This window comes from Aquariibacter albus, assembly GCF_014145335.1.
Classification (GTDB): domain Bacteria; phylum Pseudomonadota; class Gammaproteobacteria; order Burkholderiales; family Burkholderiaceae_C; genus Aquariibacter; species Aquariibacter albus.
On the sequence record NZ_JACIVI010000001.1, the window covers coordinates 1606813 to 1619349 of the forward strand.

The following is a 12537-nucleotide window of genomic DNA, read 5'->3' on the forward strand; positions in this document are numbered from 1 at the left end:
GCCGGCACGGCCCCGCGATGCCACCCTCGGTGTTCCGGCCCGCGCCCTGGGTCGCAAGGCCACCGTCGGCGTTCCGGCCCGCGCCCTGGGTCGCAGGGCCACCCGTGGGGCTTCTGGCCTGCACCCTGGGCCGCGCGCAGGAGGCTGGGCAGGCCTGCTGCGAAGGTCAAGGAGGAGGCCGCCAAGCGGCCGGGGGACACGCAGCAGCAGGCCTGCCCAGCCTCCGGCCCAAGCCAAGTGCAAGCGTCCCCTGCTGACGGACCACGTGCCTCCCGTCCTGCACCCGGCACGCCGTGCCGCCACACCCTGCGCCCGGCCCGCCGGGCCGGCCCCGGCATGAGCCGCGCCCGCCGCCTCTGGCTGCGGCTGCACCGCTGGCTGGGCCTGGGCCTGGCCCTGTGGTTCGTGCTGGTCGGCCTGACGGGCAGCGTGCTGGCCTTCTATCCCGAGCTGGATGCCCTGCTCGACACCCGCCTGGCGCGGCGCGAGGGCGCGCCGCCGATGACGCTGGAACAGGCCTACGCCGCCCTGCAGGCGGCCCACCCCCAGCGCGGGCCGGGCTGGCGGCTGGAGATCCCGCAGGCCCCGGGCGAGCCCCTGACCGCCCGCTACCTCCGCCCGGCGGAAACGCGCGGCCAGGGCTTCGCGCCCCTGCTGGCCACCGTGGACCCGGCCACCCGGCAGGTGGTGCTCAACCGCTTCTGGGGCCAGCACCTCACCACCTGGGTCTACGACCTGCACTACAGCCTGCTGCTGGGCAAGCACGGCGTGACGGCGGTGGGGATCGGCGGCGGGCTGATGATGGTCTCGCTGCTCAGCGGCCTGTGGCTGTGGTGGCCGCGCGGCGGTGGCTGGCGGGCGGCCTGGCGGCTCAAGCTGCGCGGCGCCGCGCCGGCCCGGCGCCATCACGACCTGCACAAGCTCGGCGGCTGGCTGGCCCTGCCCCTGCTGGGCATGCTGGCCTTCAGCGGCCTGCTGCTCGCCCTGCCGCACTGGACGCAGCCGGTGATCGCCGCCTTCAGCCCCCTGACGCCGCTGCCGTCCGTCCCGCAAGGCTTCCCCGAGCCACGCCGCCTGAGCGTGGACCAGGCCGTGGCCGTCGCCGAAGCCGCCTGGCCCGGCGCCCGCGCCCGCTGGGTCGACCCCCCGGCCGAGGCGGGCAGCCCCTGGCGCGTGCGCCTGCGCCAGCCCGATGAACCCGGTGTGCGCTTCCCCGCCACCCTGGTCTGGATCGACGACGCCAGCGGCGAGATCGTCGCCGCCCGCGACCCGCGGGCCTTCACCGCCGGCGATGTGTTCTGGCAATGGATGCATCCCCTGCACATGGGCGAAGCCTTCGGCCTGCCCGGCCGCGCCGGGGTCGCCGCCGCCGGCCTGCTGCCCCTGCTGCTGGCCTGGACGGGCTGGCGGCGCTGGCGGGACAAGCGGCGGGCGAGGAAGGTGGGGGCGACGCGGCGGGGAGCGACCCGCGGCGGCAGCGGGACAGCAGTGGGCGGCAGACAGGGCTCCTAAACTGGGAGACCGTCCTCGCCCCACCCCCGCCATGCCCCTGCGCCCCGACCTCGAACTGCTCGCCCCGGCGCGCGATGCCGACATCGGCATCGAAGCCGTGAACCACGGGGCCGATGCGGTCTACATCGGCGGGCCGGCCTTCGGCGCGCGGGACAAGGCAGGCAATGCCATGGCCGACATCGCGCGGCTGTGCAGCCATGCGCACCGCTACGGCAGCCGCATCTTCCTGACGATCAACACCATCCTGCGCGACGACGAGCTGGAGGATGCGCGGCGCATGGTCTGGCAGGCCTGGGATGCGGGGGTGGATGCGCTGATCGTGCAGGACATGGGCCTGCTGGAACTGGACCTGCCGCCCATCCAGCTGCATGCCAGCACGCAGTGCGACATCCGCACGCCGGAGAAGGCGCGCTTCCTGCAGGACGCAGGCTTCTCGCAGCTGGTGCTGGCGCGCGAGCTGACGCTGCCGCAGATCGCCGCCTGCGCGCAGGCGATGGACCATGCGGCGGTGGAGTTCTTCGTGCACGGCGCGCTCTGCGTGGCCTACAGCGGCCAGTGCTTCATCAGCCATGCCCACACCGGGCGCAGCGCCAACCGCGGCAATTGCTCGCAGGAATGCCGCCTGCCCTACACGGTGACGGATGCGGCCGGCGGCATCGTCGCGCACGACAAGCATGTGCTTTCGCTCAAGGACAACGACCAGTCGGCCAACCTTGCGGCGCTGGTGGACGCCGGGGTGCGCAGCTTCAAGATCGAGGGCCGCTACAAGGACCTGGGCTATGTGAAGAACCTGACGGCGCACTACCGGCAGTTGCTCGATGGGCTGCTGGAGGAAGGCAGTGGCGCGCTCCGGCGCGCGTCCTCGGGCCGCTGCCGCTTCAGCTTCACGCCGGACCCGCAGCGCAACTTCAACCGCGGCGCGACCGACTACTTCGCGACCGGCCGCAAGATCGACATCGGCGCCTTCGACACGCCCAAGCATGCCGGCCTGCCGCTGGGCGAGGTGCTGGCCGTGGGCGCCGAGGCCTTCGACGTGGCCCTGGCCCCGGACGCGGCCCTGAGCAATGGCGACGGCCTGAGCTATTTCGACCTGCAGACCGAGCTGGTCGGCCTGCCGGTGAACCGCGCCGAGCGCCTGGCGGCCGAGGCCGCGCCAGCCGACGGCAAGCGCCGCGCCGCGGCCCTGGGCGAGCCGGGCGCTAACCGCTGGCGGGTCTGGCCGCCGCAGCCCTGCGCCGATTTCAAGGACCTGCGCGCCGGCACCGCCCTGCACCGCAACCGCGACCGCGCCTGGGACCGGCTGCTGGACAAGCCCTCGGCCGAGCGCCGCATCGCCGTGGACCTGGCCCTGGGCTGGGACGCCGCCGGCCTGAGCCTGAGCCTGCGGGACGAGGACGGCCACGAGGCCTGCGTGCGCCTGGACGGCGCCCTGCCGCGCGCCGAGCAGGCGGCCCAGGCCGAGGCCACGCTGCGCCAGCAGCTCGGCAAGCTGGGCGGCACGATCTTCAGCCTGCGGCAGCTGAGCCTGCCGCGCGGCGGCACCCTGCCCTTCGTGCCAGCCAGCGCGCTCAACGGCCTGCGGCGCGAGGGCGTGGCGGCCCTGGAGGCCGCCCGCGCCGCCGCCTTCCGCCGGCTGGAACGGGCCGCGCCGGTCGAGCCTCCGGCGCCCTACCCCGGCGAGCACCTGAGCTACCTGGCCAACGTCCACAACCACAAGGCGCGCGATTTCTATGCGCGCCACGGCGTGCAGATCATCGAGGCGGCCTACGAGAGCCACACCGAGCCGGGCGAGGTCAGCCTGATGATCACCAAGCACTGCGTGCGCTTCTCGCTGAGCCTGTGCCCCAAGCAGGCCAAGGGCGTGACCGGGGTGCAGGGCCAGGTGAAGGCCGAGCCGCTGCAGATCCGCTACGGCGACGAGCTGATGACCCTGCGCTTCGACTGCAAGCCCTGCGAGATGCATGTGGTGGGCCGCATGAAGCCGCAGGTGATGGCCGCGCAGCAGCGCGAGATCAAGGCCAGCGAGGCGGCCGGCGTGCCGATCCGCTTCTACCGCCAGCGGCCGCAGCCGGCCTCGGCCTGAGCGGCGGCCGTGATCCCCTGGCTGGACGACTCGCCGCTGGGCGAGGCGGACTTCCCCCCCACCGACCAGGCTCTGGGCCCGGACAGCCCCGCGCCGGGCCTGCTGTGCGCGGGCGGCCGGCTCACCCCGGCGCGGCTGGAAGCGGCCTACCGGCGCGGCATCTTCCCCTGGTTCAGCCCCGGCCAGCCGCCGCTGTGGTGGAGCCCCGACCCGCGCATGGTGCTGCGGGTGGAGGACTTCAGGCTCTCGCATTCCCTGCGCAAGACGATCCGCCGCTTCCTGGCCGACCCGCGCTGCGAACTGCGCTTCGACCATGACTTCGCCGCCGTCATCGCCGCCTGCGCCAGCACGCCGCGCGCCGGTCAGCAAGGCACCTGGATCGTGCCCAGCCTGCGCCGCGCCTACCTGGACTGGCACCGCCAGGGCCGCGTGCACAGCATCGAGACCTGGATCGACGGCGAGCTGGTCGGCGGCCTCTACTGCGTCGGCCTGGGGCGCATGGTGTTCGGCGAATCGATGTTCGCGCGACGCAGCGACGCCTCGAAGATCGCGCTGGCCGCGCTGGTGGCCTTCTGCCGCGCGAGCGGCCGGCCGCTGATCGACTGCCAGCAGAACACCCGGCACCTGGCTTCGCTGGGCGGGGTGGAGTGGACGCGGCGGGCCTTCGAGGCCCATCTGCGCGAACTGCTTGACGCTGCGCCCGATCCCAAGGCCCCGCAGGCCGGGACGGCCGGTGCCTGGACCTATGATCCGGCGCACTGGTCGAGCCTGGGCCTTGCCGCCCCGGACGCCGTGTCGAGCCCCCCCGCCGCACCGCCGAGCCTGCCGTGACCTTCCCGAAAGAGCTGCCCCTCGCATCGCTCCAGTTCTATGCGACGGCGCCCTATCCCTGCAGCTACCTGCCGGGACGCCAGGCCCGGTCGCAGGTGGCCACGCCGAGCCACCTGATCCACGCCGACGCTTACTCGGGCCTGGTCGCCAGCGGCTTCCGGCGCAGTGGCATGTTCACCTACCGACCCTACTGCGACGGCTGCCAGGCCTGCCTGCCGCTGCGCGTGCCGGTGGACGATTTCCAGCCCAGCCGCAGCCAGCGCCGCGCCTGGAAGCAGCATGCGGGGCTGGAAGCCCGGGTGCTGCGGCTGTGCTTCGTGCCCGAGCACTACCAGCTCTACCTGCGCTACCAGGCTGGCCGCCATGCCGGCGGGGGCATGGACCACGATTCCATCGACCAGTACACGCAGTTCCTGCTGCAAAGCCGGGTGAATTCGCGGCTGGTGGAGTTCCGCGCGCCGGCCGCGTCCGACGGCACGCCGGGCGCGCTGAAGATGGTCTCCATCCTCGACGTGCTGAACGACGGCCTCTCGGCCGTCTACACCTTCTACGAGCCCGAGGCCGAGGCCAGCTACGGCACCTACAACGTGCTGTGGCAGATCGCGCAGACGCGGCAGCTGGGCCTGCCCCACCTCTACCTGGGCTACTGGATCGGCGAGAGCCCGAAGATGGCCTACAAGGCCCGCTTCCGGCCGCACGAGCTGCTGCGCGAGGGGCAGTGGCTGCCCGGCGGGGCCGACCCAGGCTGAGGCGCCGAGCCGGCGCACCGCCTCACTTGGCGGCAGCGGGCTTGCAGAGCTCCTGCGCCAGGGCGTCCTTGACGGTGCCGCCGGTCACCGGCTCCCAGGCCGGCTCCTCGACCTTGTAGCTGGCGACCAGCTCGCCGGCGGCCATCGCCCCGGCGTGGAAGCGGGTCTCGCGCTCACGAACCTTGGGGCCGGCGCACTGGAACTCGAACTGCGTGCGGACCGAGCTGAACACTTTGCCCTCGTAGGTGCGCGGCTTCTTGGAATCGACCAGGGTCCAGATCGCGACCGCGTCCTTGGACTTGTTGACGCCGTCGAAATCGGCGTAGAAGGTGACTTGCTCGTTGCCGCCCAGTTCGGTCCAGCCGGCCTGGGCCGGCAGGAAGGGCGTCGACAGGATGAGGGCGGCAAGGGCGGGCCGGAGGAAGGTCATGCTGGGTCCTTGAACGGCCGGGCCGCAGGAGGGTGGGAAAACAGCCCGGCATGATCGCCGATCGCCCCGCCGCCGGTCAGCCTGGGGCTGTCACCTGCTTGCGCGGCCGGGCCGGCCGACAATGCGGGCCCGCCTTCCGCCCCCCGCCCATGCCGATCGCCACCCTGGAGCAGCAACTGCACGCGCTTGGCGCAGCCCCGGTGCATGCCGCCCGCGTGCTGCGCCTGTGGAGCCGCGGCCAGCGCCTGGACGCCGGCGGCCGGCGGGCGCGCTTCCCCGACCGTCTGGTCGCCGCCCTGCCGGCGCTGCAGGCGCAGCTCGACGGGCTGCTGCGGCGCGTGTCCGCCCACCCCGCCGGCGACGGCAGCGAGCGCTGGCTGATGGCCCTGGCCGACGGCCAGACGGTGGAGACGGTGCGCCTGCCCGACGAGGGCCTGTGCGTGTCCAGCCAGGTCGGCTGCGCGGTGGGCTGCGGCTTCTGCATGACCGGGCGCGAGGGCCTCAAGCGCCAGCTCGACAGCCTGGAGATCGTCGCCCAGGTGGCCGCCGCCCGCGCCGCGGGGCCGGTGCGCAAGCTGGTCTTCATGGGCATGGGCGAACCCGCCCACAACCTGGAGGCGGTGCTGGAGGCGCTGCAGCTGCTGGGCACCCATGGCGGCCTGGGCCACAAGCAGATGACCTTCTCCACCGTGGGCGACCGGCGGGCCTTCGAAGCCCTGGGCCGATCGCCGGTGAAGCCGACGCTGGCCGTCTCGCTGCACAGCACCGACCCGGCGCGGCGCGCCGAGCTGCTGCCGCGCGCGCCACGGCTCAGCCCGCAGGAGCTGGTCGAGGCCGCCGAGGCCTACAGCCAGGCCAGCGCCCACCCCTGGATGGCGCAGTGGACGCTGCTGGACGGCGTGAACGACGGGGACGATGAGGTGGAAGGCTTCATCGACCTGCTGCGCGGCAAGCGGGTGATGCTCAACCTCATCCCCTGGAACACCGTGCCCGAGCTGGCCTTCCGCCGCCCGGCCCGTGCCCGGGCCGAGGCCCTGGCCGCCACCCTGGGCCGGCACGGCATCCTGGTCAAGCTGCGCGATTCGGCCGGGCAGGACGTGGATGCCGGCTGCGGCCAGCTCCGCGCCCGCCAGGCTCAGGGCCTGAGCCCGGTGCGCTTCAGCGGATCGGCACGCCCGTGGCCGCCTGCAGCTCCTCGCGGCTGACGCCCTCGGCCAGCTCGACGAGCTTGAGGCCCTCGGGGGTCACGTCGAGCACGGCGAGGTCGGTGATGATGCGGTCGACCACGCCCACGCCGGTGAGCGGCAGGGTGCACCGGGGCAGCAGCTTCAGGTCGGTCGTGCCGTCGCGCTTCTTGGCCACATGCTCCATCAGCACGATGACACGGCCGACGCCGGCCACCAGGTCCATGGCGCCGCCCATGCCCTTGACCATCTTGCCGGGGATCATCCAGTTGGCCAGGTCGCCATGCTCGCTGACCTGCATGGCGCCCAGGATGCTGAGGTTGATCTTGCCGCCGCGGATCATCGCGAAGCTGTCGTGGCTGCCGAAGATGGCCGAGCCGGGCAGCGTGGTCACGGTCTGCTTGCCGGCGTTGATGAGGTCGGCGTCGACGGCGTCCTCGGTCGGGAAGGGGCCGATGCCGAGCATGCCGTTCTCGCTCTGCAGCCAGACCTCGATGTCCGAGCGGACGTGGTTGGCCACCAGCGTGGGCAGGCCGATGCCGAGGTTCACATAGAAGCCGTCCTGCAGCTCCTGGGCCGCGCGGGCGGCCATCTGGTCGTGGGTCCAGGCCATGATGGGTTCTCCTGTTCGCGGTGGGGGGCTCAGACGCCGCTCGGGCGCTCGGTGATCGTGCGCTTCTCGATGCGCTTCTCGGGCTTGGCGTTGTGCACGATGCGGTGCACGTAGATGCCGGGCAGGTGGATCTCGTCCGGGCCCAGCTCGCCGACCTCGACCACCTCCTCGACCTCGACCACGCAGACCTGGCCGGCCATGGCCGCGGCCGGATTGAAGTTGCGCGCGGTCAGGCGGAAGCGCAGGTTGCCGGCCTTGTCGGCCACATGGGCCTTGACCAGGGACACGGCCGGGCGCAGCGAGCGCTCCATCAGGTAGACCTCGCCGTCGAACTCGCGGGTTTCCTTGCCCTCGGCCACCAGGGTGCCGACACCGGTCTTGGTGAAGAAGGCCGGAATGCCGGCGCCGCCGGCGCGCAGCTTCTCGGCCAGGGTGCCCTGGGGGGTGAACTCCAGCTCCAGCTCGCCGGCCAGGTACTGGCGCTCGAACTCCTTGTTCTCGCCGACGTAGCTGGAGATCATCTTCTTGATCTGCCGCGTCTCCAGCAGCTTGCCCAGGCCGAAGCCATCGACGCCGGCGTTGTTGGAGATGACCGTCAGGTCCTTGACGCCGCTGTCCTTGAGCGCGTCGATCAGGGCCTCGGGGATGCCGCAGAGGCCGAAGCCCCCGACGGCGAGCAGCTGGCCATCGCGGACCAGGCCGTCCAGGGCGGCAGCGGCATGGGGGTAGAGCTTGTTCATGCGGACCTCTTCGGAGGGGAGGGGCGTGCGGGGAGGAGGGAGGCGCGGACGACCGCAGCCACCCCGTCAGTTTGATGCGTATGAGCCTACGTAAAATCGCCTAAGGCAAACCCCAGGGTGCCGCCCGCCGACCATGCCCCGATCCCCCGCCCCCCCGCTGCCCCCGGGCGCCTGCGACACCGACTACCGCACCGCCTTCGCGCTGGCGCCGGTGGGCCTGGTGATCTCGCGCGAGCGGCGCATGGTCGACTGCAACCAGGCCTTCTGCCGCATCTTCCGCACCCACCGCGAGCTGCTGATCGGCCAGAGCTTCGCCCTGCTCTACCCCAGCCACGAGGAGTTCGAGCGCACCGGCGCGCGCATCGTCGCGCGGCTCGACGCCGAGGGCCACTACGCCGACGACCGCGTGATGAAGCGCAGCCCCAGCGACCCGCGTGGCGAGCTGTTCTGGTGCCATGTGGCCGGCCAGGCCCTGAACCCGGCCGCGCCGCACGAGGCCGGGCTGTGGAGCTTCGAGGACCTGTCGGACAAGCGCGCCGTCGCGCCGCTGGCCGCCGACGGCCGCGGCGCGCTGACCGCGCGCGAGCGCGAGGTGGCGGCCCTGCTGATCGAGGGCCAGCGCAGCAAGCAGATCGGCCGCCAGCTCGGCCTGAGCCCGCGCACGGTGGATGTCTACCGCGGCCGGCTGCTGCGCAAGCTCGGCGCCTCCAGCACGCCGGAACTGGTGCAGAAGCTGCTGGCCGCAGGCTGAGGGCGGGGCGGGCCCGGCGACCGTTTCACAGCCCTGACACCGGCCGCGGGTGTGATGGCGGCCTGTGCCGTCTCTGCCCGTCCCCGCCCCTGCCCCCGCCCTGCCGCGCGGCTTCCGCCGCCTGGTGCTGGCCCAGGCCCTGTCCGCCCTGGCCGACCACGCGCTGCTGATCCTCGCGATCGCGCGGATGCTGGAGCTGGCGGCACCGGCCTGGGCGCCGCCGCTGCTCAAGCTGGGCTTCACCGCAGCCTATGTGCTGCTGGCCCCGCTGGTCGGCGTGCTGGCCGATGCCCTGCCCAAGGCGCGGCTGATGGCCGGCAGCCATGCCCTGAAGGCGCTGGGGGCGGCCCTGCTGCTGGCCGGCACCAGCGCCTGGGGGCCCTTGCTCGCCTACGCCCTGGCCGGCCTGGGCGCGGCCCTGTATTCGCCCGCCAAGTACGGCCTGGTCGCCGAGAGCGTGGCGCCGGCCGGCCTGGTGCGGGCCAATGGCTGGCTGGAAGCCAGCACCGTCTGCGCCGCCCTGCTGGGCGCCGGTCTGGGCGGCTTGCTGATCTCACCGCAGGGGCCGGGCCAGGCGCCCCTGCTGCAGGCCCTCGGCGAGCGGCTGGCCGGCCTGCTGCCGGGCTGCGGCGCAAGCTGCGCGGATCCGGCGGCCAGCCTGTTGTGGCCGGCCCTGGGCCTGCTGCTGCTGCTCTACGCGGGCGCGGGCCTGGCCCATTGCGGGCTGCCACAGCCGATGCCGGGCGCGGGCCGGCCGCGCCGGCGGCGCAGCGCCCAGCTGCTGCGCGGCTTCGCCTGCGACGGCCAGCGACTCTGGCGCGACCCCGAGGCCCGCCTGGCCCTGGGCGCGACGGCCTTGAGCTGGGCCGTGGGCGCCGCGCTGCAGTTCCTCGTGCTGCGCTGGGGCCAGGAGCAGCTGGACCTGGGCCTGGACGCCGCGGCCGGCCTGCAGGGCGTGGTCGCGCTTGGCGTGGTCGCCGGGGCCGTGCTGGCCGGACGCTGCATTCCGCTGGAGCGCAGCACCCGCGTGCTGCCGGCCGGCCTGCTGCTGGCCGGCCTGCTGCCGGCGCTGTGCTGGATCGAACAGCCGTGGGCCGGTCTGCCGCTGCTGCTGGCGGTGGGCCTGCTGGCCGGGGTCCTGGTCGTGCCGATGAATGCCCTGCTGCAGGCCCGCGGCCAGCTGCTGCTGAGCGCGGGCCGCACGGTGGCCGTGCAGAACTTCGGCGAGAACCTCGGCATGTTGCTGATGCTCGGCGGCTACAGCGCCGCAGCCGCGCTCGGGGCCTCGGTGGCGGGACTGGCCCTCGGTCTGGCGCTGCTGGTGCTGAGCGGCCTGCTGGTCCTGATGCGGCAGCCGGCCGCACGGCCGGTCGGTCCCGGAGCCCGCGGATGAAACCCGCCCCCTGCCCAGCCCCTGGCCGCCTCCGGCGGCCGGGGAGCCCATCCTCTTTTCATGCCCCCCCGGACCCGCGCCGATGAAGATCCTGATCGTCACCGAAGCCTGGGACCCCCAGGTCAATGGCGTGGTCCGCACGCTGAAGATGACCCGCCGCGAGCTGCAGGCCCTGGGCCATGAGGTCGCGCTGCTGACGCCGGCGGCCTTCCGCTCCCTGCCCTGCCCGACCTATCCGGAGATCCGCCTCAGCCTGGCCAGCCGCCGCGCGGTGGCGCGGGCGATCGACGCCGAGGCACCCGACTGCCTGCACCTCGCCACCGAAGGCCCGCTGGGCTGGGCCGCGCGGGCGGTGGCCCTTGAGCGCGGCTGGCCCTTCACCACGGCTTATCACAGCCGCTTCCCCGAGTACGTGCACGCGCGCTGCCGCATGCCCCTGCCCTGGATGTATGCGCTGCTGCGCCGCTTCCACAACGCCGGCCGCGCAACCCTGGTGCCCACGCCGGCCATCGTCCGCGACCTGCAGGCGCGCGGCTTCAGTCAGGCCCGGCTGTGGAGCCGCGGCGTGGACCTGGGCACCTTCCACGACGAAGGCCTGCGGCTCGAACGCCAGGCTTCGCCGGTCTTCCTCTACGTCGGCCGCCTGGCCGTGGAGAAGAACGTCGAGGCCTTCCTGACCCTGGACCTGCCGGGCGAGAAATGGGTGGCGGGCGACGGCCCGGCGCGGGCGCGGCTGGAAGCCGCCCACCCCGAGGCGCGCTGGTTCGGCGTGCTCGATGGCGCCTCCCTCGCGACGCTCTACCGCAGCGCGGACGTGATGGTCTTCCCCAGCCGCACCGACACCTTCGGCCTGGTGATGCTGGAGGCCATGGCCTGCGGCACGCCGGTGGCGGCCTACCCGGTGCCCGGCCCCCTGGACGTGATCGGCGACGGCCCGGGCGGCGTCCTGCACGAGGACCTGCGCAGCGCCTGCCTGCAGGCCCTGGAGCGGCCCCGCCGCGGGGCCCGCGCCCACGCCGAGCGTCACAGCTGGGCGGCGGCCAGCGCGCAGTTCCTGCAGGCGCTGGCGCCCATCCCGCCGAGCCTGCGGGGGGCGGCCGCGCGGCCGGTCGGCAAGCGCCCGGCCGGCGGGGCGGCCTAGACGCCGAAGCCGTCGTCGGCCTGGATGATGGCGCCGTTGAGGTAGTGGCTCTCGCGGGCGCAGAGCATGACGATCAGGCTGTCCAGATCCTGCGGCTGGCCCAGGCGCTTGCGCGGCAGCACGTCGAGCAGCTCGCGGCCGGGCTCGGTCGACCAGTAGTGGCGGTTCAGGTCGGTGTCGATGTAGCCGGGGCAGATCGCATTGACATTGATGCCCTTGGGCCCCCACTCCAGCGCCATCGCGCGGGTCATGTGGATGACGGCCGCCTTGCTCATGGCATAGACCCCGAGGCGTCCGATCACGCGCAGGCCGGCCATCGAGGCCACATTGACGATGCGGCCCCCGGCGAAAGTGCCGGGCGCCAGGCCCTGGGCCCGCGCCAGCATGCGCTTGGCCACGGCCTGGGCCACGAAGAAGGCGCCGCGGGTGTTGACGGCGAAGAGCGCGTCGAAGTCCTCGGGCTGCACATCCAGCAGCTTCTGCGAACGGCTGAGGCCGGCGTTGTTGACCAGGATGTCGATCGGGCCGACCTCGGTTTCGGCATGGGCCACGGCCGCCGCGATGCTGTCGGGGTCGTCCACCTCCAGGCCGACCACGTGGGCATCGCCCCCCGCGCCCTCGATCTCCGAGCGCAGGGTCTTCAGCGTCTCGATCTGCCGGCCGGCCAGCACCACGGCCGCGCCGGCCCGGGCCAGCGTGCGGGCGAACTGCGCACCGAGATCGCCCGAGGCCCCGGTGATCAGGGCCACGCGGCCGGACAGGTCGAGGGTGTAGCTCATGGTTGGGACGGGATGCAGGACAGGGTGAAACGAGCCTAGCACGCCCCCCTGCACCGCCCCGGCCGCGGGGATCGGCTGGGGGGCCGGCCCGGCGCAGGGCCACCCCCCAAAAATCGAACGATCGTTCGATTTACAGCCCCATCCCTGCCTAGAATCCCACACAGCTCTGGAGCCCCGCCATGCAAACGCCCCCCGATCTGCTCGCCAGCCACGGCCCGCGCGACACCCTCGACGTCGACGTCCTCATCGTCGGCGCCGGCCCGGCCGGCCTGGCCACGGCCATCCGCCTCAAGCAGCTCGCCGCCGCCGCGGGCACCGAGCTCTCCGTCTG

At 73.4% G+C, this 12537-nt stretch carries 12 protein-coding genes; 8 read left to right on the plus strand and 4 right to left on the minus strand.

All coding sequences use genetic code 11. The annotated features are described in order from the left end of the window. The first annotated feature begins 336 nt into the window (after positions 1-336). From H4F90_RS07440 to H4F90_RS07455, 4 genes are read left to right on the plus strand one after another with little or no spacing between them, the layout of a single operon-like run. Positions 337-1512 (plus strand): PepSY-associated TM helix domain-containing protein, encoded by a 1176-nt coding sequence (locus H4F90_RS07440; protein ID WP_182662876.1) that lies wholly within the window; start codon positions 337-339, stop codon positions 1510-1512. A gap of 31 nt (positions 1513-1543) precedes the next feature. Continuing rightward, positions 1544-3595, plus strand: coding sequence for a peptidase U32 family protein (locus H4F90_RS07445; RefSeq protein WP_182662878.1), 2052 nt, complete (start codon positions 1544-1546; stop codon positions 3593-3595). Between the two features lie 9 nt (positions 3596-3604). Then, the gene (gene aat / locus H4F90_RS07450; protein ID WP_182662880.1) at positions 3605-4426 is read left to right on the plus strand and encodes a leucyl/phenylalanyl-tRNA--protein transferase; all 822 of its coding nucleotides are present in this window, start codon (positions 3605-3607) and stop codon (positions 4424-4426) included. Then, entirely contained in the window at positions 4423-5175 is a 753-nt protein-coding gene (locus H4F90_RS07455) for an arginyltransferase (protein ID WP_182662882.1), read from the plus strand. Before aat ends, H4F90_RS07455 begins: the two co-directional genes overlap by 4 nt. 22 nt (positions 5176-5197) lie before the next feature. Here the strand turns inward: H4F90_RS07455 and H4F90_RS07460 are convergent, their stop codons facing one another. Then, positions 5198-5605: a surface-adhesin E family protein gene (locus tag H4F90_RS07460; protein ID WP_182662884.1), complete on the minus strand. Its 408-nt coding sequence runs from the start codon at positions 5603-5605 to the stop codon at positions 5198-5200. Between the two features lie 149 nt (positions 5606-5754). Between H4F90_RS07460 and H4F90_RS07465 the strand changes: the two genes are divergently transcribed. After that, on the plus strand, positions 5755-6810 hold the full coding sequence (locus tag H4F90_RS07465) for an RNA methyltransferase (protein ID WP_182662886.1): 1056 nt from the start codon (positions 5755-5757) through the stop codon (positions 6808-6810). On the opposite strand, the gene H4F90_RS07470 is transcribed toward H4F90_RS07465, so the two are convergent. Then, positions 6764-7402 carry a 3-oxoacid CoA-transferase subunit B gene (locus H4F90_RS07470; RefSeq protein ID WP_182662888.1) on the minus strand — a complete coding sequence of 213 codons (639 nt, stop codon included), beginning with the start codon at positions 7400-7402 and terminating at the stop codon, positions 6764-6766. The genes H4F90_RS07465 and H4F90_RS07470 overlap by 47 nt on opposite strands. 29 nt (positions 7403-7431) lie before the next feature. Then, positions 7432-8142 carry a CoA transferase subunit A gene (locus H4F90_RS07475; RefSeq protein ID WP_182662890.1) on the minus strand — a complete coding sequence of 237 codons (711 nt, stop codon included), beginning with the start codon at positions 8140-8142 and terminating at the stop codon, positions 7432-7434. A gap of 133 nt (positions 8143-8275) precedes the next feature. Between H4F90_RS07475 and H4F90_RS07480 the strand changes: the two genes are divergently transcribed. From H4F90_RS07480 to H4F90_RS07490, 3 genes are all read left to right on the plus strand, one after another. Next, positions 8276-8893, plus strand: coding sequence for a LuxR C-terminal-related transcriptional regulator (locus H4F90_RS07480; protein WP_182662892.1), 618 nt, complete (start codon positions 8276-8278; stop codon positions 8891-8893). Positions 8894-8957: 64 nt separating this feature from the next. After that, a complete protein-coding gene (gene lplT, locus H4F90_RS07485) occupies positions 8958-10286 on the plus strand; it encodes a lysophospholipid transporter LplT (RefSeq protein WP_182662894.1) in 1329 nt (442 codons plus the stop codon). A gap of 82 nt (positions 10287-10368) precedes the next feature. Then, on the plus strand, positions 10369-11427 hold the full coding sequence (locus H4F90_RS07490; RefSeq protein ID WP_182662896.1) for a glycosyltransferase family 4 protein: 1059 nt from the start codon (positions 10369-10371) through the stop codon (positions 11425-11427). On the opposite strand, the gene H4F90_RS07495 is transcribed toward H4F90_RS07490, so the two are convergent. Then, positions 11424-12206, minus strand: a complete 783-nt coding sequence (locus H4F90_RS07495) for an SDR family oxidoreductase (protein WP_182662898.1) — start codon at positions 12204-12206, stop codon at positions 11424-11426. The two genes, H4F90_RS07490 and H4F90_RS07495, sit on opposite strands and share 4 nt — an antisense overlap. Positions 12207-12537: the final 331 nt, after the last annotated feature.